Genomic DNA, 23,960 nt, shown 5'->3' on the forward strand with positions numbered 1-23,960 from the left:
GAAGGGGCGACCTCTGTGAAATCTCCTAAAAGTTACATCGATAATCTTTCTGTATTGAACACGGACTCATTCGATAAAAGACGTTTCAAAGAAATTTTTGAGATGTCATCCGGTCTTCAAAAGATTAGAGGTGAAGGTATATTACCGATGTTTGAACCATTACTGGCTGACATTTGGGCTTCACTATATAAGATGAAACCTGAAATTACGAAAAGAGATGTAGATAACGTTCTTATGGTCAATAAATCACTCATGGAAAGAATTATGAAAGATGAATACTTTGTAGCCTACCGGAACTTCACCCGATTGGATGATTTGTCGTCAGCTATTGCCACTGTAAAATTCGGAGAGTGGACAAACCAATGGCTGACTGACCAAAATGAGGAAGATGAAAAATTTCAGAAACAGATGCAGGAACTTCATACGATGCAAAGGAAATTTCTAAAGCAAGAACGGCAAGAAAATATTGGAAGCGGGACTTTGGTGTCAGAGGAGAATTTTACAGAAGCAATGACCAAGTTTAATGAAAAATTGCAATGGATGCTTCAAAATAACAGTGAAATCTTTTCGCAAGCATTGGCTCACGCTATGCAAGAAACAAAACAATTGAAAGATAGTCTAAAGTCGTTGCTTGGCGGCTACAATGCAGGAAATGGTGAGGCAGAACTGAAAAAAATTCCTTTGCGTGACCAAATTTCATTAGCTGAAAAAATAGCATCTAATAAAAAGATGAAAGAAATTGCGGATTGGGCTGGAAGATTTAAACAGATAGCTCGCAATAAGCAAAAGCCCAAGAAGAGTGATTCAATAGAAAGAAGTGGAGTCACGTTAGGAAACGATGTGGAGAGATTGCTGCCGATTGAACTGGGCTTATATATACACCCAATAACAAGGAACGACTTCCTTCGTCGCTTTGTAGAAGGGCAGACGATGCAATATGAGCAAAAGGGGAAAGAGGTATTGGGGAAAGGACCAATCATACTATGTCTAGATCAATCGGGAAGTATGCAAAGGCTAGACACCCAATCCAAAGGCTTTACGTTAGCTCTAATGTCAATTGCAAGAAAGCAAAGAAGGGATTTTTGTTTAATATTGTTCTCTTCATCCACGCAAATTTTAACATTTGAAAAAGGAAAAATTAAAAAATCAGATATGATCACTTTAGCACAAACTTTCTTAGGTGGAGGTACGAACTTTACACTTCCTCTTGATGGAGCATTGAGTGTAATAAATGAAAGCCGGTTTAAACAAGCGGATATTGTATTTGTTACAGACGGAGAAGATAGATTAACAGCTTCATTTCTCGAAGCATTTAATAGGAAGAAAAAGGAGAAGAATTTTAGCGTGCTATCGCTTTTAATAGGTTGCAGCATAGATACGGTTGAACAGTTTGCCGATAAAGTTATTAAAGTGAAAGATTTTGATGAAGAGGGTAGTTTTACTGCGTTTGAAATATAAATGAAAACTTTAGTAAGGCTCTTCTTTTTATTTACTTTAAATAGAAAGAAGAGCCATCAATAATTTCAATGTCTTTCCTTGTTTTTACTTCCTCCATTAATTTAAACAGCGCATCATCTTTCCTCTTAGCCTCAATCATACAGTCAATTTGCGGAATACTGCCCTTTATTACGTTTAGAAATCTAAAAAACATATCAATGTCGACATAATCTGAGTGATGGCGGAAAGCTTTATCACTCTTTGGACTTGATATATGCATTTTTATGGAGTGGGGAGAATGCCTCCATGTCTGCACTACTCTATCCCAGTTGATTTCCCAATTTGCATTTTGGTGATAGGCAAGATGATGATGATAATCGAAAACTAGAGGTATATCTAGTTTTTCACATAGGTAAAGTGTATCTTCTAGCGTAAAGGAAGTATCATCATTTTCAAGCATGATCATATTTTGAATGACCTTTGGGATGTCCATCCAATTATCAACAAAACGTTCAAGTGACATTTCGGTGTCTTTATAATTTCCACCAACATGCATGACACAGCGATGAGTCGGGTCAATACCCATTGCCTTTAACAATAAGTAATGTAGCTTTAAGGTATTTATCGAATTTTTCAAGATATGCTTCTCTTGCGAATTAATGAGAACAAAGTGATCCGGATGAAAATCAATTCGGATGTTATGTTTTTTGGCAAAATTCCCAATTTCACGAAGAGGTTCTTTTAATGGCTTTATATAATTCCAATCAAGAAGCTCTTCATGGTTTGCTAAAGGAATAAGGCGAGAAGTTAATCGATAAAAATGAATATCAGATGCTGCATTATGTTTTAACAGTCTTAGTGTGTTGTTTATATTGGAAATTGCAATACGTTCTAATTTCCGAATTGCAGCTTCTCGATCATCAATTTTTGTGAATTGGGTAAACGTCATTGTTTGCGACGGGGATGCATTTTTAAGTTCCATACTCATTGCGACATACCCAAGACGTACAATCGTCATTTATTTCCACCTCATCCGTTTTAATTATTCTTTTCTGAACGGTTACCATTCCACAGATGAACCCGAAATTCGTTTGACTCCCCGAAGTGCAGCTATTTCCTCTACAAGTCTTTGCATAGCAAGGTTCTTTTGTTTTGCTTCTATCATTATGTCAAAGTCCTGATTAAGCTCCTTTGCTATCTTTAAGAAGGGGAGGACAAAGTCTAAAGAAACATAATCAGCGTGGGAACGATAGGTTTGATCAGATTTTGGGGAAGAAATATGGACTTTCGGTACAATATTAGTGTTATTCCAAGTGTTATATATACGTTGTAAATAAAGAGGAAGGTCATTCTCCGCTGAATTTGCCATATAGTGATGATAATCGAGTACCATTGGAATGTTTTCCTTTTCACAAGTAATAAGTGTTTCTTGAACATCATACGTTTTATCATCATTTTCTAGCGTCATATGCTTCTTAATTTCCTTTGGTAATTTTTTTAGATTTTGATGGAAACGGTTTATGGCATTATTTTTATCCCCATAGGCTCCGCCAATATGAATATTAATTAATCCCCTCTCGAGAGCATTCATTGCTTGGAGCATTCTAAAATGATATTCCATATCTTTTACTGCATTTATAGTTACTTCTTCTCTTGGGCTTGTGAAAAGTGTAAATTGATTTGGATGAAAGCTTACTCTAAGTTTAAAATTTCGGATAATATCTCCAATCTCTTCCCATTCCTTTTTGAACGGAGTTAGGAAATCCCACATCACTTCCGGATGGGTAGCTAGTGGGACAAGTGAGCTTGAAAACCGGTATAATTTTATTTCATGCGCGATATTATAATACAAAATTCTTTTTGTGTGATGTAAATTTTGAGCTGTAATAAATTTCAACTTTTCCATTCGCTCATTTTTAGGAAGCGTTGAATACCGGGCAAAAGTCAAAGTTTTTGATGGACTTGCATCCCATAAGCCTAATGCATTTGCTACATAGCCGAACCGAATCTTCATCTACTTTTCCCCTTTATTTATAGATTGATATTGAGAGCATTATAAACATGAAGCAAAAGGCAGTATATTATATTTTATTTTCCGCAAAAACCATTAATGTATACACAATAATGAGAATGGGAAAATGACAAATAAATTATAAATGTACAGAAATACAAATGGATCATAGTGGTAGTGTCCTATTCTTAAGGAGTTTACTAATTGTGTCTAAAATTTGAACGTCATTGCTCTTAGAGAGTAAAAAAAGTCTTGAATTATAGAGATTTTTTTTGATATAGTTGAAACAGACCGGTTGGTATGGTGGAGGTGTGCTACGGGAATGGATACAAAATCGCTGATAATCGATGTCGCGACGAAGCTTTTTCAACAAAAAGGATATAAAGGCGTAGGACTAAACGAGATTATAAAATCATGTAATATTTCCAAAGGTTCGCTTTATCATCACTTTCCAAATGGAAAAGAAGAATTACTAATTGCTTGCCTTCAATCTTTGAATGAAGAGATTACGAAGGATATCGTGGAAATTTTCGATCGGTATCCGACTACGCACAAAGCTACAAACGCACTGATCTCGAAATTAATCAATAATTTTGAGACGGAAGGGACCCTTACTGGATATACATTTAGCAGTATGGTCAGCGAAATGGCTTCGTTAAGTGATTCAGTAAGAAATGCATGTGCTAAATTATATTCAGCAATTCAGACCATTTATTTCCATAAATTAGTAGTAGATGGGTTTTCTAATGATGAAGCTTCTTCTCATGCTTTAATGATGACGGCTTCTATTGAAGGCGGAATGCTACTTTGCTTAACGCAAAAAGCATCGGAACCACTCCAAGTTATTGCCGAAGTATTACCACCAATTCTAAAAACAAGGAGATTTAAAACAAGTGAATAAAACTTATAAGACAGGCCCTATAATGATGGCTTTATTAGTAGCTGGCTTTGTAGGACTTTTTAGTGAAACAGCTTTAAATATTGCATTAGGAGATTTAGGTAAAATTTTCGAGGTAGGGCCCACAACAGTTCAATGGTTAGCAACAGGTTACTTCCTTACACTAGGTATTTTAATACCGGTAACAGGTATTTTAATGCAAAAATTTACAACAAGACAAATGTTTTTTACTTCTATCACCCTAACTCTGATTGGTACGATTTTAGCAGCATTATCACCTTCATTTGCCTTCCTTTTAGCAGGACGTATTTTGCAAGCAGCAGGTTTAGCTATTAATTTACCTTTAACGCAAAATGTTATTTTCACCATCTTCCCACCAAACAAACGTGGAGCTGCTATGGGAATCATGGGACTAGTGATGTTAGCAGGTCCAGCTCTAGGTCCAACAATTGCAGGGCTGATTTTAGATACATTATCGTGGGAGTGGATTTTCTGGGTTCAAGTACCATTCGTATTATTATCACTAATTATCGGAATCTTTTATGTACCAAATGTCAATGAAGTACGTAAAATTTCACTTGATATATTGTCAGTTATTCTTTCTACAATTGGATTCGGTGGAATTGTATACGGATTTAGTGTATCCGGGGATAATGGATGGACTAGTCCGGTAGTTATTGGATCTATTATTATCGGTTTAGTAGGAGTAATTCTATTCTCAATGCGCCAAATGAAAATGGAGCAGCCAATGATGAATTTGAGAGCATTTAAATACCCTCTTTTCGTTCTTGGTGTATTTATGAGTTTTATCACATTCTTCAACATGCTTTCTTTGTTAGTTGTTTTACCAATGTTTATGCAATTAGGTCTATTAATGGCTGCATTTGCAACAGGATTAGTTTTATTACCAGGTAGTTTATTGAACTGTATTTTTGCTCCATTAATCGGTAAAATGTTCGATAAATATGGTCCAAAAGCCGTTATTACACCAGGTACGATATTAGTTGTCATCGGTTACGCGCTCTATGTTACGATGGGTACAGATACAGCAACTTGGATGATTGTCGTAACACATATTATTTGGATGCTAGGTGTAGGTATGGTTCTAGCTTCAACACAAACAAATACATTAAACTCATTACCACGTGAGTACTATCCAGATGGTATCGCGTTAACTCAAACAGTACAACAAGTGGCAGGTGCGATGGGTATCGCAATCATCGTAGCTCTATTATCAGCAAAGCAAGAAAGTAGTTTAGCATTAGGAAATGAATTAACAGAAGCAACTGCGTCAGGCTCATCCTTTGTATTTATGGTTGGTTTAGCTTTAGCAATTGTTAACTTTATTCTTTCATTATTTATGAAAAAACCAGGTGAAGTTGAGTTAAAAGCTTAACCAAAAAGGAGATGTAAACAGTGGCAAATCAGTATAATAGTATTGTAGTGGCAGTAGATGGTTCAAAAGAGGCTGAATATGCATTTCGCAAATCAATTGATATTGCATATCGAAATGAAGGATCCCAATTAAACATTGTAAACATTATTGACACGCGCTATTTTGGAGCTTTTGATAAAGCAGTTGCTGAGGAAGTTAAAGAACAATCTCAGCAAATATTAGATCGCTATAAAGCACGGGCTGTAGCTGCTCGTATTGAAAATGTAAATATCATTGTTGAATTTGGTTCACCTAAAACGGTGATAACAAAAGAGATTGCTAAATCGGTGGAGGCAGATTTAATTATTTGCGGTGCTACGGGGCATACGCCGGTAGAACGCTACTTAATTGGTTCGGTATCTGAAGCAATCGTACGTTCAGCTAAATGTGATGTATTAGTCATCCGTACGCCTGAATGAACAATAGAAAAAGCGTCGAGACTTTTCAAAAGTCTCGGCGCTTTTCTTAGATACTTTGCGTATTTGTTTGAACTGCTGCTTTTCTATCTTGAGCTTCGTGCATTTTAACCATTGCAAAACGTGCAATCGGTTGAATAACTACGCTTTCTAAGAATAGAGCGAGTATAAAGTTACGAGGCCAGATCTGGATAAAGTTTGAAAAGATTTCAGTTGTAAAACCATTTCCCATGATATCTCCAATAAGAGTCATTGTAAATGACATACCTAATACCGTGAACAGTGTACGGAACATGATACGAGCAGCAAAACCGTCTGTTGGCGAAATAAATTTAGAAGCTAAAAATTCTGCGAAACGACCGATTGCTACCGGTTCAATAATCATGACGATAACCCAAATAATAGGTAACATGATTAACATGTTCATTGCAACGTCTCCGTTGAATTCTCCAGCTGCAAGGATCATGTTGATTGATCCTATCGTTAATACTGATAATGTACAAATGATTGCGCCGAATATCGCTCCTTCTTTACCGTTTTTTGGTAGTCTTTTATCTTGATGCATATTTTTTATCTCCCTTATAAAAATCTTATTTTAGACCTTGATAATATGCGAATTGTATAAGAAAATACAGAGTCGTTTGGTTATAGCGGATAACGTTATAGAGGGAAAAAACGTTTGAAGTGTCAACAATTTCTTTATATAAATATCCTATTTGCAAAACATATAATTGAGGTTTCACGTGGACTAAAGAAGTACTTAGTATCCTAAGTGCAATAGTAAAGGCTGTTTCAATAAACAGCCGATAATCCCTACTATTAACAGAGTCTTCATAAACTACTCTGTTTTAACTTCATTCAGCAAATGTTTGTTTGCGACGAGCTTGCGCAGGAGCAGGGGTCTCCCACTTCTACAAGTGGTCAGATGAATGCAAAACATGTATACAAATGAGTGGGGTCCACAAACCCCGGCTGAATAAAGTTAAAGCCTCCGGCGGATGCCACAGATTTTTAGAGGAATTTATCGAGCAAGCTCGATAAAATCTGGGTGCACTGTTTTCTGCGACGAGCTTGCGCAGGAGCAAATACGCCAAGGCGTATTTGATATTCTGTTTTCCTTATTAAAACTTCTCCAATAAATTCGGTAATAGGTTTGCAATTGTTTTTAAAGGATCAGTCGATTGTTGTGTTAAACAAAGCATCATTGCCCCTTCGATTGTCGAAGTCAATAATAATGAAAGAGCAGTAGCTGTTTCATCTGAAAAACCATCCGCTAATAGCTTAGTGTAGTAAATATGTTCTATATTTTCATATAACTCACTGCAAGCGTTACGAACAGGTTCACTCATTGTTGCCATTTCACTAACAATGCTGCTAAATGTATAGCCTGTAATGGTACCGTCCTTTTCAAAACTCTGAATTAATGTATCGATCATTGATATTATGGCATCTTTAGTTGATGGATGCTTACTGAAAATAGCTTCAATATCCGTCGTGATATCTACTTTTAAAGCGTTTAAACAAGTAATCAAGAGTTCGTCTTTGCCATTTGGAAAGTGATGGTAAAGTGCCCCTTTTGTAACATTACAGGCTTTTAATATTTCATTAAGTCCGACAGTTTTATAGCCTTTTTGCTGGAAAAGTGTTGTAGCAGTTTCAATCAAGAGTGATTTAGTATCCATAGCTGATTTTTCCTCCTAACATACCAACAGGTCTGTTTGTAAGTATAACAAATTTTCATCAACATTCTAGTATTTTGTTTATTTAATAAAATCCATCCCGAATTTAAGATTCATCTACCATAGTTAACTTATTAAACTAGGGCTGTGGACTTAGTAAATATTAGGCTCTAGCGGGTTAATTTAATAAATTGCATTTTGTATGATTAGTTTAGTACTTGGATAATTATTCCTTTGAAAAAATAGAACGATGCAGGAAGGAGAAAACTCATGTTTTTGAAAATAGTCAAGAATGATTTCCTCAGAAACAAAATTGTAACGACAACAGTATTTGTATTTATCACGCTGGCGGTTATATTGGCAGGCAGTGCCATAAATAACATTGCCAATCTGATTCAGGGGATGTCGGATCTTCAAAAGAGCGCAGTACCTGCTGACATTACGGTGATGCATGCCGGAGAATATGAACAGGCAGAAATCGATCAGTTCACAGAAAAATACAGTGACCATATTGAGACGCAGGAGACGATGATTCTTCAGAATATTGATGGAAGCAATATTCATTTTGGTCAAAGTCAAACGATGGCTGGTACTATCCAGGATATTTCATTTGTTGTACAGAATAAAAAATTCGATTTTATATTGGATTTATATAATGAAAAGCTAAATGTAAAGGAAGGTTTCGTTGCGGTTCCTATCTATTTCATGCAACAACATGACTTAAAAATAGGTGAAACGATTACAGTAAAAAGCGGTGGGTATGAGAAAGAGTTTGTCATTTCAGATCATGCAAGAGATTTTGAGATGAACTCTTCCCTTACTTCTTCGAAACGGTTTGTGATCAATCAGAATGACTACGATGAAATGATTGAAATGAATGCTGCTGAACTAGAATATCTGATCGAATTCAAGCTGTTTGAAAACGGGGATTCTGCAGCTGTTCAGAGTGCCTATATCGAAGCGGGTCTTCCGGCAAACGGTCCTATGATTGAAGGAAAGATATTTACGATGTTTAATGCCATGTCAGATATGGCAGTTGCGATTGTCATTATATTTATTAGTATTCTACTTATTGTGATTGCTTCACTTTGTATCAGGCTTACATTTTTAGCAACGATTGATGAAGATATTAGAGAAATCGGTGTTATGAAGGCAATTGGGATATCCAAAACAGATATAAAAAAGGTCTATCTTAACAAATACAGATTCATCTCAGTAGCAGCCGGTATTATCGGTTATCTGCTTTCCTTTGCAGCGGTAAATCTGTTAAACGGTAATATGAGACTTTACATATCTTCCGATTTATCAGGTAGCTTGAAATATGTTCTATCTCTTATAGCTCCATTACTAGTATATTTCCTAGTTGTAATGTACTGCCAGCAAGTGTTGAAAAGAATCGATAAGATTTCTGCGGTGGAAGCTTTACGTTCAGATATTATGAAGCATGGAAAAATCCGAAAATACAGTTTTCCTCTGCTAAAGAACAAATTCTTCAGCACCAATATTTACATTGGGCTGAGTGATGTATGGAAACGGTTTAAATTATACAGGCTGCTGTTTGTTATTTTTATCGTATGTACGTTTATTGTCATTCTCCCTTTAAATATTTATAACACGATGAATTCACCGGAATTTTCCACGTATATGGGAATAGGGAAACACGACATGAGAATCGATCTTCGTAGAACCGATAGTATTACAGAAGATTTTAATAGACTGCAGAACGAACTGCAGAATGATTCGGATATTGAAAAGTATGCGGCCTATATCACAAGTTCGTACCAGGTCAAAAATGCGGAAGGTTCTTGGGACTTTATTAATATTGAAATCGGGGATTTCTCCGTATTTCCATTAAAATATTTGGAAGGCAAAGCACCAGAGGGGAAAGGAGAAATCTCGCTTTCGTTTGCCAATGCCTCAAAAGACGGATTAAACAAGAAAGTAGGAGATGAGGTAACCGTCATGGTTGGCGGGGAAGAACAGACTTTATCCGTCACAGGTATTTATCAGGATATTACAAATGGGGGAAAAACAGCGAAGGCGCATACGAGTCTTGGGGTAAATGAAGAGGCCGTTCTTTGGTACATTGTGAGCATGGATCTGGTTCAAGGTGTTGATAAACATATGAAAATGGAATACTACCAAAATGCTTACGATTCTGCTCAGGTTAATGATATTAAGGAATATACTGTCCAGACTCTTGGAAATATCATTGATCAGATGAGCACGATTGTTATAGGTGGAATCGCAATAGCATTAATCATTGCTGTATTGATCACTGCATTATTTCTTCGGATGTTATTATCAAAGGATATGTCTCAGATTGCAATCATGCGAAGTGTGGGATTAACTTCTAAACATATTAAACAACAATATATGGCAGGAACAATGATGGTACTTATATTGGGAATCATAGTTGGAGTGCTGGCTTCAAATTTTCTAGGGGAATTTCTTGTAAGTATGGCAATGTCCTCTATGGGAGCAGCAAAAATTGAATTAGTTAATGTTGCATGGCAGACTTGGCTACTGTGCCCGTTAGCGCTAATTATAGTCGTTGGTTATACTATTTCTGTGTGCTGTAAGGTAACGGTAGATGATGATTTATCTGTCGTTTTAAGAAGTTAGAACAGATGAAAATGATCTGAGTAGGAGGTATATATATGAGCAAAATACTAGAAGCAAGAAGTATGAACAAAAAAGTAAAATTAGGAAAAGATAATGAGCTTCATATTTTAAAGGATATAAACTTGGAAGTTGAAAAAGGTGAATTCGTATCGGTCATGGGGCCATCTGGAAGCGGTAAATCAACACTACTTTATAATATAAGTGGTATGGATAGAATTACTTCTGGTAGTGTAAAATTTAAAGAACGTGAAATCAGTAGTCTTAAAGAAGAAGAACTGGCGAAGATTCGACTGGAATCAATGGGATTTATCTTTCAGGATATTAATCTATTAAAGAATCTATCATTGATTGACAATGTTATGTTTCCTTCCCTTGTATCAAAAGAAGCGGATAAAAGTGCAGTCTATCAAAAAGCAAAAGAACTGTTGAAAATGACCGGAATTGAAAAGCTCGCGCATAATAATATCACGCAAGGATCTGGTGGACAGCTACAGAGAGTCGGTATCTGTAGAGCATTGATAAATAATCCGGATATCATATTTGGAGATGAACCGACAGGAGCATTAGATTCCAAGTCAACGGAAGAGATCATGGCAATTCTTGCAGAAATTAATAAAAAAGGAACAACCATTATGCTCGTTACACACGATGTAAAGGTAGCAGCAAAAACCGAAAGAATATTATTTATGGTAGATGGAAATCTAGTGGCGCAGAAGAAAATGCAAAAATACGATGCGCAGCTTGACGATATTAAGGAAAGAGAAGAAAGCATTATGAAATGGTTAGTTGAAAATGGGTTCTAATTTTCATTGGTATTCGTATAAGGTTTATTTGGTGAATTTCATAGGCAAATGGAAAGTTCTTCAGAATGTTTCTAGTGAAAGACACGCTAACAATTTGCTTATGCCATCAAGTGAAAAACGTTCATTTCAGTGGTCGTAAGCATCAGTAAAACACCTTAAATATGGAGGCCTTTCAACGATTTGCTGAAATTTTGAGAGGCCTCATTTTCTTTAGTGTTTTTTCATGATACAGCGATACCAACGTACCTTTTTTATTTTGTTACCATACTTTCTGAGCTGAATTGATATTCAAAGCATACTTCATAAAGTTCTTCTATTTCTTGTTTGGTAGGTACTTTTGGATTATTATTTGGACTGCCACTTGCTAGTGCATCTTCTGCCATTTTGCTAGTTGCATTTTTAAATGCTTCCGGTTGAATCCCCCAACCTTTTAAATTAGGAATTTCTAATTCTTGACAAAGTTTTTTGACTTCGTATACAGTCAGCTCAGCGGCCTCTTTATTGGAAAGATTACCGCAATCAGGTTTAAATATTCTAGCTAAATCAGCTAAGCGTTCGATACAGGCCTCTTTACTGAATTCAAGAACAGCAGGCAGTAGCATGGCATTGGATATACCATGCGGTACATGAAACAATGCACCGATTGGTCTGGACATCCCGTGGACAAGACAAACGGATGCATTGGTAAAAGCCATTCCAGCTTGTAGGGACCCTAGAGACATTGCTTCTCTTGCATCGATGTTTTTCCCGTCTTCATAGGTAACTTTTATGTTTTTTACTATTTTTTCTACAGCGGAGAGTGCAAGCATATCTGTCATTGGCTGTGCCTTTACTGATAAATATGCCTCTATTGCATGACTTAGCGCATCAACTCCTGTAGCTGCTGTAACACCCTTTGGAGAAGAAAGCGTCAATAATGGATCGACAATGGCAACTTCCGGCATAAATGCAGGTTGCTTAATCATCATTTTTACGTCATTGGTTGTATTCGTAATAATGGTGGCATCCGTTGCCTCTGAACCAGTTCCGGCAGTTGTTGGAATAGAAATATGGGGGATGGGATGCTTATCAGCAATTTTTTTGCCACCCATGTAATCCCCTATGTAACCACCATTGGTTGCTAACACTGAAATTGCCTTTGCTGTGTCAATACAGCTTCCGCCCCCAAGCGAAATTATTACATCGCAGTTTTCCTTTTCGAATATTTCAAGTGATTCCGCTACATAAACATCTGTTGGTTCAGAATTAACTCCAGTGTAGAAGGCACTTTCAACTTTCAAATTCAAAAGTAGATTTCTACATTCCTCTGTATAGCCTAGTCTTTCCATCACTTTATCACTGATGATTAATGCTTTTTTCCCTCTAGCTAACGTTTCCTCACCGACTTTTTCAAACGCTTTTCGACCATAATGAATTGTTTGTGGAGCACGAAAAACAAAATGATTATCCAATGAAACTACCTCCCTTTCTTTTTTTAGTATACATGTTTTTTATTAATTTGGAATAGTCTGATTAAATTGCGGGTAGTTCTCATTTTTACTTACTTTTACCTGTGAAAGCAGAAATCTAATGTTGGAAATCAAAGATAATACTTTCTATATAAACTTCATTAAGAAGAACGTGAAAAAAAGAGGGAAAAGAATTTTGAGAAGCGCCTTTTTCTAGTGCAAGCGTTAGGTGTCCGTATGTTTTATCTACATCTTTTGTTTGTACATCCATCAATATAAACAATAAAAAATAAATGTAAGTTAATAATAATTTATTGTTAATCGATAAAAAATGGTGTTAAAATTAATTTGATAATAAATATGAGAGGTGCTTTTTATGAAACTAGGTTCAACGCTCTTTTTAAAGATAGCTGTTATCTTTCTTGGAATCCCGATTCTTGCTTTATGTATATTTGGGCTGCCTATTTTAGCTAGAGAAGCAATAGAGAGTAATTCGGAGTTCGTTTATGTACTATATGGCATTATAATAGTTATGTATGTATCCGCCATACCGTTTTTCATTGCATTGAATCACGCATTTAAACTTTTAAGTTTTATTGACAAGAACAATGCGTTCTCGGAAATATCTGTAAAAGCTTTAAAAAATATAAAATATTGTGCAATCACGATCAGTGGCTTATTTGTGCTTGGTATGCCATTCTTCTATAACTTCGCGGAGTTAGACTATGCCCCGGGTGTCATATTGATTGGAATGCTTTTTATCTTTGCTTCAATGGTTATCGCAGTCTTTGCCGCTGTTCTTCAAAGACTTTTGCAAGAAGCTATAAATATAAAATCAGAAAATGATTTAACGGTCTGAGGTGAATAATTTGGCGATTATTATCAATATTGATGTGATGTTGGCTAAAAGGAAAATGAGCGTTACAGAACTTTCGGAGCGCGTTGGGATCACAATGGCTAACCTTTCGATTTTAAAAAATGGAAAGGCAAAAGCAATTAGGCTTTCAACCTTAGAGGCAGTTTGCAAAGCATTAGAATGCCAACCTGGGGATATTTTAGAATACAGACGTGACGAGGACATTCAAGGATATTAAAATTCGTTTGAATATAGAAAGAGCATGTTTTAATCACTTTTTAAAACTATGCTTTTTTTCTTACGTTCTCCAACTATAACTCCCTTTCTGTTATCCAACCATTGATGAAACAGGAAAGTAAGTGACCGTTTTATCACTATATGAATTGACACGACTCACCGTCGGCTAACTACTTCAGTTCCCGCTATCCAGTCATACACATTTTTCTTTTTCTTATTTGTAAGAGGAATGATTAAATATAGTAGTATCATAAGATTGACAGCATTCAGAATGATAAAAATAGTAATCTGAGAAAATTCGGTTGGTAGCATTAATCGCCATACACCAAAGTGTGCAACCTCCCAAGGTAGAAACTTAATCGCTGTTCGAAAAATGGAGCGGACGATTCCAATACGCTTCCCCTCACCATCAACCACGTATAAGCCCATTTTTCTTTTCCCCAATGTTCCTTGCCATTTAAAACTTTCACTTAATATAAAATAAAGCGAAACAGGTATGGTCATCATCATAAGGCCTGTTAGTTCAGCTGATACTGGAGAGCTTGAAAATAATGGGGTGATGTATGACCTAAAGACAAAAGAAATGGTACCTACAACAAAAATACCGTATAAAACAATAACCAAATAATCTAATAAGAAAGCGTATATACGACTTTTATATGGTGCATATGACGTAATAATCAACCTCTCTCTTTTGATTTATGATTAAATTGTTAAATCTTTACTTAAGAAAAAACCCAATACAAAACGCAAACTTAATCTTTTAATTTTTGCCGAATAATCCCTCTCCTTAATATATTAATTTATTACAAATAGTTGAAAAGAGAATATAAATAATAATCTGAAAATTATTATATAAAGTTTATTCTATTACATGTATCATAGAAATATGGGGTTCGATCAACATACAAACCCCGCTTGTATCTAAATGATTGTAAGAAAATAGGAGGGGTATAAATGAAGTCTTATAACTACTTTTGCTCTACCCAAATTCAAATGGGTATGGGGAAGGCGATACAACTACCAGAGATGTTGCAATCCCTAGAAATTGGCTCATCAATTCTTATTGTGAGTGATCCTGGTGTGGTCCGCGTAGGACTTGTAGAACCAATCCAAACTGCCCTGGAGGCATCTGGTTATCGTACATTATTATTCGATTCAATTGAACAAAATCCTCGGGATGCTGATTGTTTAGAAGGTGCCAAAATATTTCACGAGTTTGATGCGGATGCTGTAGTTGCTATCGGTGGTGGAAGTGCTATGGATACAGGGAAAACCATTGCACTGTGTGGACCAAATGGTGGGACACCATCAGACTATGCGGATGGTTTACGTTCGTATTCGAATATTGCTCCAATTATTTGTATCCCAACCACAGCTGGAACGGGATCAGAAGTCACGCGCTCTGCTGTTATTACGGAGAAATCAACACACCGTAAGATGACGCTTAAGCATGCTTCATTGAGACCAATCTTAGCTGTTCTTGATCCTTCATTAACATTCAGTGTGCCATCTACTATTACTGCTGCTACCGGTGTCGATGCATTGGTACATGCTATTGAAGGATATACATGTAAAGTAACAAATCCGATTTCACAAGCCCTTGGTGCTAAAGCGATGCAAACGATTGTTTCTTCGTTGCCAACTGCGTTCCGAGATGGCCAAAATGAAGAGGCTCGTCAAGCTATGTTAGAGGGGAGCTTATTAGCTGGCTTATGTTTCGGTTCTGCGGACGTTGCAGCAGTTCATTGTTTAGCAGAAGCGCTTGGTGGGCTTTACGATACTCCTCATGGTGTTGCAAATGCTGTCTTCTTACCACATGTATTACGATTCAACGCAGCAGAAAACAAACAAATGCATGCTACATTAGCGCGCTATATGAATTTCGCAAATGATTCGGATACTGAAGAAATAGCTGTCGAAAAACTCATAGAAGGGGTTACATCCTTTACGGAGGCTCTCGAAATCCCTAGATTAAAAGACTTGCCGGGTGTGCGGGAAGAAGATTTCCCACGCATTGTAGAATTGGCTATACAGAACAACTCAACTTCGAGTAATGTTCGTTCTATTACATCTACTGACTATCAACAAATTCTCGAGCAGGCTTACTATAGTAATTGCATAGAAGTAAGTGGGTGATAGGAGGTAACGATGTAACTTAGTATTACCTGTTTTCTGTGAAACAGTGTAAAGCACAATCATTCACTAAAGTTATAACCACTTCTCAAAATTAGAGAGGTGGTTATTTTTTCTGAAAAAATATTGGAGACTAACCAATGGACCCTCCAATACAAAGTAGAAAAAGGGTGGAAGTATCTCCAAAATATGATCACGATATTTGGACTTACACTAACAAGTCAGCTACCTTAGTAAGTTATCCAGATAGAAACCCAGAATTAATACCTTAAGCTTGTAAAAATTGAAATACATTCACCCCAATAAACATATAAAGCTAATTTTTATATAATTTTATCCAAGTATAGGGCCCTATTAATATGAGTCACCACCTTAGTATTTCATAGATTGATAGTGTAAAAGAAATGGTAATCCACACTACGAAATGTTGCAAAAGGCCTTCGTTTTTGAGGGATAAAATGACCAATCATTCAATTATAAGCTATTGACTGGATATCCATTGTTCACACTATAAAATTGTGCTAATTATTAGAGTACTAACTGAAATTAATCTGCAGGTAGAACGATGCTATACGGTGAACTTTTTCACTTTTAAATGAAGGAGGGACGAGCCTAAATAGACTACGTCCCTTTTTTAGACTGCTGAAATAACTTACTTACGTCGATGACTTCAGATAATAATTTTAGGGAGAAGGATGGTGCTACTATCAAAGTACTTACAGGAACAGTTGATGGCGTTCATGGCCTTATTGAATCAGAAACTCCTACTGTTTACAGTTGAACATCATGGTGAGCTTGTGACTTACGGTGTTAATGATATGGTCCTAGATACATGGGGCAAAGTCGAAAAATGGGTTAGCAATTTTCCAATCGTATCTTTTGGTCCTAGCGGTATAGGATTTGTGAATTAAACAAATGTGTATGCCCTTAATCATATGAGTAGAAAAAAGATTATCATTGGTGTTCCGAGCTATATTCCAGTATCGAGACGAAATGGGTAAGAGATACATTGTATGGTTCGAAGATGCGAGGGCTCGTGCTCAAAAAATCCTACTGTTGATTAACTATGGATTATGAGGCGTTGGTGCTTGGCAATTAGGATTAAAATTTTATTCAATCTGCAATGTTTTATACTAGAGATTTAATAAAAAATCATTTACCTTTTGCATTTTGTTTATCAAATGATTTTTTGGGCAAACATAAATTCATTCACTAAATTAACGTTTACAACAAACCATTTCATCACGGGTTATATAACAAGTTTTAAAGACTCCAGATTGTACATTCCATAAAAATGGTACTAGGTAATGAAAACTATTGTCTCTTAGGTAAACTAGAGGAAATTAAAGAAAAATTTATTCAAATCGAGTCAGTTGCTGCTTCCTTTTATTTAGACTGCTATTTATCAGCTTTTACAGATAAATATGTAGAGCTTTCCAACTGTGTTCAACGACTGTCCGATCGTAGATATGGTGCGTTAATTGTGGTTCAACGACATGATCCTCTCGATTCTCTTATCCAAAAAGGAACAGCCGTAGGGGGTACTTTAACGCCCGCATTGTTAGAAATTATCTTTTATCCTGGTACCCCCAATTATTTTTCTATACTAAATTTCCACCAAATATTCACCAAATCAAACATGTGTTTACATATATATTCTTTATTCTTGAAATGTATATAACCCAAATAAGTTGGAAAGATAACAATAGCCTTATGTCATTTAATGGAGTGGGTAACAGTTGGATAAAAGAGTGAATAATAATGAATTAGGAGAATTGTGTTTACTTGCTGGAAAAATTATGTTAGAAAGCGGAGCAGAGACATCCCGAGTTGAAGATACAATGATGAGAATTGCAGGTTCTTTTGGGATTAACTATCCGAACAGTTATGTGACACCGACTGGAATTATCTTTTCATTATGTGGAACAGAACAAACCAAATTAGCACAAATTTCAAAACGGTCTACGGATTTATACAAAGTCATTATAGTAAATAGTATATCCAGGAAAATAAGTACAGGGGAAATCTCAGCAGAGGAGGCCTACTCTACTTTAAGAAAAATTGAGAAAGGAAATCTAAAATATCCTAAATATGTAAAGGTTATTGCGGCTTCCATCGTGAGCGGCTTCTCCCTCGTCATGTTTAATGGGGAATGGAAGGATTTTTTTCCCGCATTCCTCGCTGGTGGCGCGGGTTTTTTATGCGTGAGTTATATTCATCGTTTAGTAGATATTAAATTTTTTACAGAATTTGTAGCGGCTCTACTTGTTGGCCTAATGTCCTATTTTTTCAAATATATTGGTTTTGGAAATGACCTTTCTAATATTATAGTCGCAAGTATTATGCCGCTAGTACCTGGCCTTCTGATTACGAACTCCGTTAGGGATTTAATGGCAGGCCATCTTGTTTCTGGATTATCAAAAGGTGCAGAGGCAGTCTTGACTGCATTTGCCATTGGGGCTGGTGTAGCGATTGTTTTTTCACTCTTTAAATAGATCGTGGAATACATGAATATAATTATACAACTTTTGAGTAATTTCATTGTTTCAGGGGCCTTTGCTGTAATATTTAATGTACCAGGAAAAAATATCCTTCAATGTTGCATTGTCGGTATGGTAGGCAGACTTTTACACAGTTCGTTGATGAACCATGATTATGATACAGTACAAGCCACATTAATTGCCTCATTTTCCATTGGCGTAATTAGCCGAATATTTGCGAAAATCTATAAGGTTCCTGTCATTGTATTTAGCATTTCAGGTATCCTTCCATTAGTACCTGGTGGCTTAGCCTATGATGCAACAAGAAATTTTGTTGAAAATCATTACAACTTAGGAATTCAGATTGCCGTAAAAGCCATTATGACAGCAGGTGCCATTGCTGTTGGACTGGTGTTGTCAGAAGCGATCATGCGAATTTTTAAGAAAATTCATTTAAATGGTTTTCACAAGTAAGTTATTGAAAAAAGGCCTGCTAATTAGGCTTTTTTTTAGAGGACTACCCCGAGCGATTCTTCAATTACCTTTTCTGTAAAATCATTCAAATAAGTTTGAAAGTTTTTTCAATAACTCAACTTCCATTAAAGAGCGCCTTTCTAAAAACACACGGAGGAGCTTTGGGGTACGTACTTGCTTGGTGGTTGAAATTTGAGACAGAAATGATAGTTAATGCATACTTTTCATCGTCAGTAGGGGGGGATTACAGTTCTAAGTCAAAATAGTTTTCAGCAAAATTTTGTAAATAAATTTAATGATACTTCCCATTTTGATTCATTAAGCTAACGGTGTGCTTTAGTTCAAGAAGGAGAGAAAAAAACGCACAGAGAAAATATTCTCTAAGCGTTTTTTCATGTTATTTGCAATTAGAATGTTAATTCGTTATATTCAACCCACTTTTCTTTTTCTCGCTCTACTACTCGATTTTGCCATTCAAACCAAACATATGAACATTCACTTCAATGACTTTCTACACCACTATTATTGTTCAAAACGACAAGTCCCTATTCCGGAATTAGTACTCAATGAATTACGTATTCAAAAAAAACGTATAGAAAAGTGGAGGGAATTGGTAGGAGCGATGTTTGAGGATTAGGACTTGGTAATATGTACCAAATACAGGAACCTCACAAGATCCACGTAACGTACTTCGGGTAATGAAGCACATTGTAAATTACTCCAAGGGACCAAAGATTCGTTTTCATGAAATTCGACACACTCATGCATCCTTTCTTATTTCAGAAGGAGTAGATATTGTTAAAATTTCTAAACGATTAGGTCATGCAAATCCCAAAATTACATTAGAGTTTTATGCTCATTTATTACCGAACGAAGACAATGATATTGCAACATTTTTCATGATGCTATTCAAAATAAAGACAAAGAAAATGGCAAAGGTTTCGATTGATCTTGCGGACAAATTGCGGACAAACCAAAAATTAGAGGTGTATAGTTGTAAATGTTGGTAAAATAAAAAGCCCACAAGCGTTGATACTTCAACACTTGAAGGCTTATCTACAGGATGATCTGAGAGGGATTCGAACCCCCGACCCCGTCCCTGTCAAGGACGTATTCTCCCGCTGAACTATCAGATCGTAATATGTGAAACCTTTGTTAATAATTACAAAAATTAAATACTACCTCTTTGACTATTATATAAGTTTGACCTAAAGAGTACAATACTATAAACAACTATTGCTCTTTAATATATTCCACTACGGCTTTAGATGTATTTGCAGCACTACTAAAGTCCATTTAATTAAATTTCTGATAGTCTATACTAGAAAGTAAAAAGATAGTGTGGGAAAGGAGGGGACATATGGTTGATTATATAAAAGAAGTAGAGCAAGAACTTGACTTTTGGAAGCACAGAATAACAAAGAAATCCGGCCTTATAAGTCGTACATCCAAGACTGTACAAACGAAGATTAACGGTCTTATTCCGGAAAAATTTCATCAAGTGATGACAGAAAGTATTAAGAACATGGTGAAAGCAACGCTTGTAGGTTCAAATATTACAACTAAAAAACGGTTATCGATAGAACTTAGTCTCTATGAGAAAGACAAGCTACTAAAAGAAAAACTCTCTACCTTCAGAAAAACAGCCGTTGTAGAAGGCGCTGGAACCGGGGCAGGGGGTATATTACTTGGACTTGCTGATTTTCCATTACTATTATCGATAAAAATGAAATTTCTTTTTGAAGCTGCCGCTATTTATGGGTTCGATACGGACGATTATGAAGAACGACTTTTCCTTTTGCATATTTTCCTCTTAGCTTTTTCAAGTGAGGAAAAACGAAAAGATGCATTATTTATCGTTGAAAACTGGGAACAACAAAAACATGAAATTGCCGACATGGACTGGCGGGAATTTCAACAGGAATATAGGGATCATATTGATTTAGTAAAAATGTTTCAGTTACTACCTGGTATCGGAGCCGTTGTTGGAGCATTTGCCAATTATAAACTGCTTGACCAGCTCGGAGAAACAGCAATGAATTCGTACAGATTACGCTTATTGAGGAAATGAAAATAAGGTGTGAAGTGCTTAAAAAGCTAAAATTGCTATATTGTCTTTAGTAAGAATTTCTTAAAATCTACAAAAAATATGCAGTTCCGCAAACCTATATCCGTTGTGGAAACTGCATGTTATATATATCCTTTTGGAAGTTGCCTATATAAAGAAAGCGAACTTTACAAACTTAAATTTTAAAAAAATATTTTTCCCGGATTTAATAATCCTTGGGGATCAAGCATTTGTTTCAATTGTTTCATAATGAAAAGAGCTTCACCATGTTCTCTTTCTTGGAATTTCTTCTTACCAAGCCCGACACCATGTTCACCTGTACATGTTCCACCAAATTCTATTGCTCTTATTGCGAGCGCTTCATTCGTATACTCTGCTTTTTCTAATTCACCCTCCACTTTCGGGTCATAAAGGACAATCGTATGGAAGTTCCCATCGCCGACATGACCTAATACCCCACCAGTCAATCCACTTTCATCAATCAATTCACGCGCATATACAATAAGTTCTGGCAGTCTTGATATTGGAACACACACATCTGCTCCTGTATTGGCCATTCCTTTTACATGTTGGTACGCATAGGCCATTTCATGACGTGCTTTCCAAAGCTCCATCCGCTCTTTAGAACTGCTTGCGACATCCCAGTTTTCACAATCAAGCTCGCGCATTAATTGCTCAACAATCCTTGCCTCTTCTTCAACAGAGGTCATCATGCCTGCAAATTCAAAAAACAGGGAGTGTGAAACTGGAAGGTTATAACCTCCATAGGCATTCACTTGTGAAATACTATCTGCATCTACAAGCTCCATACGCATCACTGGAATCCCACTTTGTAATATTATTTTAGCCGCTTCTGCACATTCTTTTGGTGTGTGAAATGTGCATCTTGCAGCAATAGTATGCTCTGGAATACCATGAAGTCGTAATGTAATTTCAGTAATGATGCCTAATGTACCTTCCGATCCAGCAAATAGGCCATTTAAATGGTAGCCAGAAGACGACTTTTTAGCAAGTGAACCTGTATGAATCACTGTCCCATTAGCTAGAACAACTTCTAAATCGAGCAGCTGATCCCTCATAGAACCGTATCGAACTGCTGTCGTACCACTAGCATTGGTAGCCACCATCCCGCCAATTGTTGCATCTGCGCCTGGGTCAATTGGAAACATCAAACCGTGTCGGTTTACAAATTTATTTAATTGTAACCGTGTAATTCCTGGCTGAACGGTAATCATTAAATCGTCTGGTGAAAAGTTAACAACGTTATTCATATTTTCGAAGTTAATAGAAATACCTTTATTGATTGGAATAGCTTGTCCTTCTAATCCAGACCCTGCACCAAACGGTGTTATAGGAACATCACTCTCACGTGCTACTTCCATAATCATTTCAACGTCTTTTCGTCCCGTCGGAAAGCAAACGACATCTGGCTCTACTGGTTTATGAAACGATTCATCATGGCTATGACGGTACAATTCGTTTTCATGTTGGCTAACTTTTTCATTTCCGAGACGCTCTTTGAGTCTGTGTATAAACATACTAAAACACCCTCTAATTATTTTTATTTCTAAATAAAAAGCTCTAAAAATATATTATTCTTTCTAATATTAGAAGCTAAAAGTTTATGTTAATAGATTCAGTGCCTTAACGGAAGTCAAAAAACGTTCGATTCCATCTAGTCCTTTTTCCAATTCCTCCATGGATTGAGCAAATGAAATTCGGATAAACCCTTCCCCAAAGTCTGAAAATGCATTACCAGGTATGACGGCCACCTTTTCTTGATCAAGTAGTTTCATTGCAAAATCTTCTGATGTTAAACCAGTTTCTTTAATAGAAGGAAAAATGTAGAATGCGCCTTTTGGTTCAACGACCTTTAAACCCATTCCTTTCAGTCGATTATAGGCATAATCTTTTCTAATTCTGTATTCTTTTTTCATTGCAGTTACTTCTTCTGTATGAGTACCTTGTTTCAATGCTTCAACTGCAGCATATTGACTGATAGTGCTTGCACAAACAGAGTTAAAGGAATGTACTTTATAAAACTGGTCTATCAAATAAGATGGGGCGAAAGCAAAACCAATCCGCCATCCAGTCATGGAATGAGATTTTGAAAGACCATTAATAATGATTGTTTTATCTTTCAAACTTGGAATTGATCCTATTGAAAAATGTTCTTCATCGAAAACTAACTCACTATAAATTTCATCAGCCAAAATGAATATTTTTTTATCCTCTAGTAATTTACCAATCTCAAGTACTTCTTCTCGAGTTAAAATAGAGCCTAATGGATTATTCGGGTAAGGCAATACAACACAGCGGGTTTTGTCTGTTATATTCTTCTCAATTAAAGAGGCCGATAATTTAAAATCATTATCAGTCGTGTCAACAAACACAGAAACGGCATTACATAGTTTAATGAGTGGATCATATCCGGGATAGACAGGTGCAGGTAAGATTACTTCCGATCCTTCATCAAGGATTGTGCGGAAAGCTATATCTAAAGCCTCGCTCGCTCCAGTTGTAATAATTACTTCATCTTCAGGATCATACGATAAACCGTAAAGATTTTGAACGTAATCACATGCTGCTTGACGCAATTCAAATAAACCAGCAGTCTCTGTGTAAGCAGTTTTATTTTCTTCAATTGCTTTAAGACCCGCTGCTTTAATATATTCAGGTGTTGGAAAATTCGGTTGCCCGAATGTAAGGTTTATAATATCTGGTGAACGATCAATCTTGTTGGAAATTTTCCGTATTCCTGATAATTCGATTTCTTTTACATTTTTATTAAGTAGATTAATCATTTTTGTTTTATCCCTTCTGAAGTGAAATTTATGTTTAAGTAGAATCCCGTATTTTTCTTATTGCTTAGGAAATGATAAAAACTAAGACAGTGGATAACTTCCTACAAGTGAATCCCGTCCAGACTCCAGCGCCTTGCTCCTGCGCAAAGCTCG

At 36.2% G+C, this 23,960-nt stretch carries 24 protein-coding genes and 1 tRNA gene; 16 read left to right on the plus strand and 9 right to left on the minus strand.

Translation table 11 applies throughout. The features are described 5' to 3' along the window. Positions 1-147: 147 nt before the first annotated feature. Positions 148-1,458 carry a vWA domain-containing protein gene (locus BMZ04_RS17195; RefSeq protein WP_255367992.1) on the plus strand — a complete coding sequence of 437 codons (1,311 nt, stop codon included), beginning with the start codon at positions 148-150 and terminating at the stop codon, positions 1,456-1,458. A gap of 31 nt (positions 1,459-1,489) precedes the next feature. On the opposite strand, the gene uvsE (BMZ04_RS17200) is transcribed toward BMZ04_RS17195, so the two are convergent. Beyond that, on the minus strand, positions 1,490-2,455 hold the full coding sequence (gene uvsE / locus BMZ04_RS17200) for a UV DNA damage repair endonuclease UvsE (protein WP_093274369.1): 966 nt from the start codon (positions 2,453-2,455) through the stop codon (positions 1,490-1,492). Positions 2,456-2,497: 42 nt separating this feature from the next. Next, positions 2,498-3,451, minus strand: a complete 954-nt coding sequence (uvsE, locus tag BMZ04_RS17205) for a UV DNA damage repair endonuclease UvsE (protein ID WP_093274372.1) — start codon at positions 3,449-3,451, stop codon at positions 2,498-2,500. 319 nt (positions 3,452-3,770) lie between these two features. Between uvsE (BMZ04_RS17205) and BMZ04_RS17210 the strand changes: the two genes are divergently transcribed. The 3 genes from BMZ04_RS17210 to BMZ04_RS17220 are packed head-to-tail and all read left to right on the plus strand — an operon-like array spanning position 3,771 to position 6,200. Continuing rightward, positions 3,771-4,349, plus strand: a complete 579-nt coding sequence (locus tag BMZ04_RS17210) for a TetR/AcrR family transcriptional regulator (protein WP_093274375.1) — start codon at positions 3,771-3,773, stop codon at positions 4,347-4,349. A 22-nt stretch (positions 4,350-4,371) separates the two neighbouring features. After that, positions 4,372-5,742 (plus strand): DHA2 family efflux MFS transporter permease subunit, encoded by a 1,371-nt coding sequence (locus tag BMZ04_RS17215; RefSeq protein ID WP_093274640.1) that lies wholly within the window; start codon positions 4,372-4,374, stop codon positions 5,740-5,742. A gap of 20 nt (positions 5,743-5,762) precedes the next feature. After that, positions 5,763-6,200, plus strand: a complete 438-nt coding sequence (locus BMZ04_RS17220; RefSeq protein ID WP_093274377.1) for a universal stress protein — start codon at positions 5,763-5,765, stop codon at positions 6,198-6,200. Positions 6,201-6,246: 46 nt separating this feature from the next. Here the strand turns inward: BMZ04_RS17220 and BMZ04_RS17225 are convergent, their stop codons facing one another. Together BMZ04_RS17225 and BMZ04_RS17230 are read right to left on the minus strand one after the other, a co-directional pair. Further along, on the minus strand, positions 6,247-6,762 hold the full coding sequence (locus BMZ04_RS17225) for a DUF2798 domain-containing protein (protein WP_093274379.1): 516 nt from the start codon (positions 6,760-6,762) through the stop codon (positions 6,247-6,249). A gap of 556 nt (positions 6,763-7,318) precedes the next feature. Then, positions 7,319-7,879: a TetR/AcrR family transcriptional regulator gene (locus BMZ04_RS17230; protein WP_093274381.1), complete on the minus strand. Its 561-nt coding sequence runs from the start codon at positions 7,877-7,879 to the stop codon at positions 7,319-7,321. Between the two features lie 267 nt (positions 7,880-8,146). On the opposite strand from BMZ04_RS17230, the gene BMZ04_RS17235 reads away from it, so the two are divergent. Both BMZ04_RS17235 and BMZ04_RS17240 read left to right on the plus strand, forming a co-directional pair. After that, on the plus strand, positions 8,147-10,501 hold the full coding sequence (locus tag BMZ04_RS17235) for an ABC transporter permease (RefSeq protein WP_093274383.1): 2,355 nt from the start codon (positions 8,147-8,149) through the stop codon (positions 10,499-10,501). 35 nt (positions 10,502-10,536) lie between these two features. Continuing rightward, positions 10,537-11,304 carry an ABC transporter ATP-binding protein gene (locus BMZ04_RS17240; protein ID WP_093274386.1) on the plus strand — a complete coding sequence of 256 codons (768 nt, stop codon included), beginning with the start codon at positions 10,537-10,539 and terminating at the stop codon, positions 11,302-11,304. Positions 11,305-11,555: 251 nt separating this feature from the next. On the opposite strand, the gene BMZ04_RS17245 is transcribed toward BMZ04_RS17240, so the two are convergent. Continuing rightward, a complete protein-coding gene (locus BMZ04_RS17245; RefSeq protein WP_093274389.1) occupies positions 11,556-12,755 on the minus strand; it encodes an iron-containing alcohol dehydrogenase in 1,200 nt (399 codons plus the stop codon). A 373-nt stretch (positions 12,756-13,128) separates the two neighbouring features. On the opposite strand from BMZ04_RS17245, the gene BMZ04_RS17250 reads away from it, so the two are divergent. Next, on the plus strand, positions 13,129-13,611 hold the full coding sequence (locus BMZ04_RS17250; RefSeq protein ID WP_093274391.1) for a DUF2975 domain-containing protein: 483 nt from the start codon (positions 13,129-13,131) through the stop codon (positions 13,609-13,611). Between the two features lie 10 nt (positions 13,612-13,621). Then, positions 13,622-13,846, plus strand: coding sequence for a helix-turn-helix domain-containing protein (locus tag BMZ04_RS17255; protein WP_093274393.1), 225 nt, complete (start codon positions 13,622-13,624; stop codon positions 13,844-13,846). A gap of 155 nt (positions 13,847-14,001) precedes the next feature. Here BMZ04_RS17255 and BMZ04_RS17260 read toward each other — a convergent pair whose 3' ends face one another. After that, entirely contained in the window at positions 14,002-14,529 is a 528-nt protein-coding gene (locus BMZ04_RS17260; RefSeq protein ID WP_093274396.1) for an RDD family protein, read from the minus strand. Positions 14,530-14,802: 273 nt separating this feature from the next. Here BMZ04_RS17260 and BMZ04_RS17265 point away from each other — a divergent pair, with 273 nt between their 5' ends. From BMZ04_RS17265 to BMZ04_RS17290, 7 genes are all read left to right on the plus strand, one after another. Then, positions 14,803-15,984, plus strand: a complete 1,182-nt coding sequence (locus tag BMZ04_RS17265; RefSeq protein WP_093274399.1) for an iron-containing alcohol dehydrogenase — start codon at positions 14,803-14,805, stop codon at positions 15,982-15,984. A gap of 695 nt (positions 15,985-16,679) precedes the next feature. Beyond that, the gene (locus BMZ04_RS17270; RefSeq protein WP_093274402.1) at positions 16,680-16,892 is read left to right on the plus strand and encodes a hypothetical protein; all 213 of its coding nucleotides are present in this window, start codon (positions 16,680-16,682) and stop codon (positions 16,890-16,892) included. 383 nt (positions 16,893-17,275) lie between these two features. Further along, the gene (locus tag BMZ04_RS17275) at positions 17,276-17,662 is read left to right on the plus strand and encodes a diadenylate cyclase domain-containing protein (protein ID WP_093274404.1); all 387 of its coding nucleotides are present in this window, start codon (positions 17,276-17,278) and stop codon (positions 17,660-17,662) included. A gap of 118 nt (positions 17,663-17,780) precedes the next feature. Continuing rightward, the gene (locus BMZ04_RS17280) at positions 17,781-18,476 is read left to right on the plus strand and encodes a threonine/serine exporter family protein (RefSeq protein ID WP_369802690.1); all 696 of its coding nucleotides are present in this window, start codon (positions 17,781-17,783) and stop codon (positions 18,474-18,476) included. A gap of 12 nt (positions 18,477-18,488) precedes the next feature. After that, positions 18,489-18,935 (plus strand): threonine/serine exporter family protein, encoded by a 447-nt coding sequence (locus BMZ04_RS17285; protein WP_093274409.1) that lies wholly within the window; start codon positions 18,489-18,491, stop codon positions 18,933-18,935. Positions 18,936-19,329: 394 nt separating this feature from the next. Beyond that, complete coding sequence (locus BMZ04_RS22485; RefSeq protein WP_177184489.1) at positions 19,330-19,572, plus strand: hypothetical protein; 243 nt, start codon at positions 19,330-19,332, stop codon at positions 19,570-19,572. Between the two features lie 61 nt (positions 19,573-19,633). Further along, a complete protein-coding gene (locus BMZ04_RS17290) occupies positions 19,634-19,945 on the plus strand; it encodes a tyrosine-type recombinase/integrase (protein ID WP_093274411.1) in 312 nt (103 codons plus the stop codon). Between the two features lie 54 nt (positions 19,946-19,999). On the opposite strand, the gene BMZ04_RS17295 is transcribed toward BMZ04_RS17290, so the two are convergent. Then, positions 20,000-20,071: transfer RNA gene (locus tag BMZ04_RS17295), tRNA-Val, on the minus strand. A gap of 224 nt (positions 20,072-20,295) precedes the next feature. Here BMZ04_RS17295 and BMZ04_RS17300 point away from each other — a divergent pair. Next, positions 20,296-21,006, plus strand: a complete 711-nt coding sequence (locus BMZ04_RS17300; RefSeq protein ID WP_093274414.1) for an EcsC family protein — start codon at positions 20,296-20,298, stop codon at positions 21,004-21,006. 179 nt (positions 21,007-21,185) lie between these two features. Here BMZ04_RS17300 and BMZ04_RS17305 read toward each other — a convergent pair whose 3' ends face one another. Both BMZ04_RS17305 and BMZ04_RS17310 read right to left on the minus strand, forming a co-directional pair. Next, positions 21,186-22,541 (minus strand): FAD-binding oxidoreductase, encoded by a 1,356-nt coding sequence (locus tag BMZ04_RS17305; protein ID WP_093274416.1) that lies wholly within the window; start codon positions 22,539-22,541, stop codon positions 21,186-21,188. A gap of 84 nt (positions 22,542-22,625) precedes the next feature. Then, positions 22,626-23,807, minus strand: a complete 1,182-nt coding sequence (locus tag BMZ04_RS17310; RefSeq protein ID WP_093274419.1) for an aminotransferase A — start codon at positions 23,805-23,807, stop codon at positions 22,626-22,628. Positions 23,808-23,960 lie beyond the last annotated feature (153 nt).

It is taken from the genome of Psychrobacillus sp. OK032, assembly GCF_900111345.1.
Taxonomy (GTDB): domain Bacteria; phylum Bacillota; class Bacilli; order Bacillales_A; family Planococcaceae; genus Psychrobacillus.

Coding starts and splice junctions, on each gene's coding strand:
- BMZ04_RS17195 (WP_255367992.1), top strand. CDS start 148: ATGTTTGAACCATTACTGGCTGACATTTGGGCTTCACTATATAAGATG.
- uvsE (WP_093274369.1), bottom strand. CDS start 2,455: ATGACGATTGTACGTCTTGGGTATGTCGCAATGAGTATGGAACTTAAA.
- uvsE (WP_093274372.1), bottom strand. CDS start 3,451: ATGAAGATTCGGTTCGGCTATGTAGCAAATGCATTAGGCTTATGGGAT.
- BMZ04_RS17210 (WP_093274375.1), top strand. CDS start 3,771: ATGGATACAAAATCGCTGATAATCGATGTCGCGACGAAGCTTTTTCAA.
- BMZ04_RS17215 (WP_093274640.1), top strand. CDS start 4,372: ATGATGGCTTTATTAGTAGCTGGCTTTGTAGGACTTTTTAGTGAAACA.
- BMZ04_RS17225 (WP_093274379.1), bottom strand. CDS start 6,762: ATGCATCAAGATAAAAGACTACCAAAAAACGGTAAAGAAGGAGCGATA.
- BMZ04_RS17230 (WP_093274381.1), bottom strand. CDS start 7,879: ATGGATACTAAATCACTCTTGATTGAAACTGCTACAACACTTTTCCAG.
- BMZ04_RS17235 (WP_093274383.1), top strand. CDS start 8,147: ATGTTTTTGAAAATAGTCAAGAATGATTTCCTCAGAAACAAAATTGTA.
- BMZ04_RS17240 (WP_093274386.1), top strand. CDS start 10,537: ATGAGCAAAATACTAGAAGCAAGAAGTATGAACAAAAAAGTAAAATTA.
- BMZ04_RS17250 (WP_093274391.1), top strand. CDS start 13,129: ATGAAACTAGGTTCAACGCTCTTTTTAAAGATAGCTGTTATCTTTCTT.
- BMZ04_RS17265 (WP_093274399.1), top strand. CDS start 14,803: ATGAAGTCTTATAACTACTTTTGCTCTACCCAAATTCAAATGGGTATG.
- BMZ04_RS17275 (WP_093274404.1), top strand. CDS start 17,276: ATGGTACTAGGTAATGAAAACTATTGTCTCTTAGGTAAACTAGAGGAA.
- BMZ04_RS17280 (WP_369802690.1), top strand. CDS start 17,781: ATGTTAGAAAGCGGAGCAGAGACATCCCGAGTTGAAGATACAATGATG.
- BMZ04_RS17285 (WP_093274409.1), top strand. CDS start 18,489: ATGAATATAATTATACAACTTTTGAGTAATTTCATTGTTTCAGGGGCC.
- BMZ04_RS22485 (WP_177184489.1), top strand. CDS start 19,330: ATGTTATTTGCAATTAGAATGTTAATTCGTTATATTCAACCCACTTTT.
- BMZ04_RS17290 (WP_093274411.1), top strand. CDS start 19,634: ATGAAGCACATTGTAAATTACTCCAAGGGACCAAAGATTCGTTTTCAT.
- BMZ04_RS17300 (WP_093274414.1), top strand. CDS start 20,296: ATGGTTGATTATATAAAAGAAGTAGAGCAAGAACTTGACTTTTGGAAG.
- BMZ04_RS17305 (WP_093274416.1), bottom strand. CDS start 22,541: ATGTTTATACACAGACTCAAAGAGCGTCTCGGAAATGAAAAAGTTAGC.
- BMZ04_RS17310 (WP_093274419.1), bottom strand. CDS start 23,807: ATGATTAATCTACTTAATAAAAATGTAAAAGAAATCGAATTATCAGGA.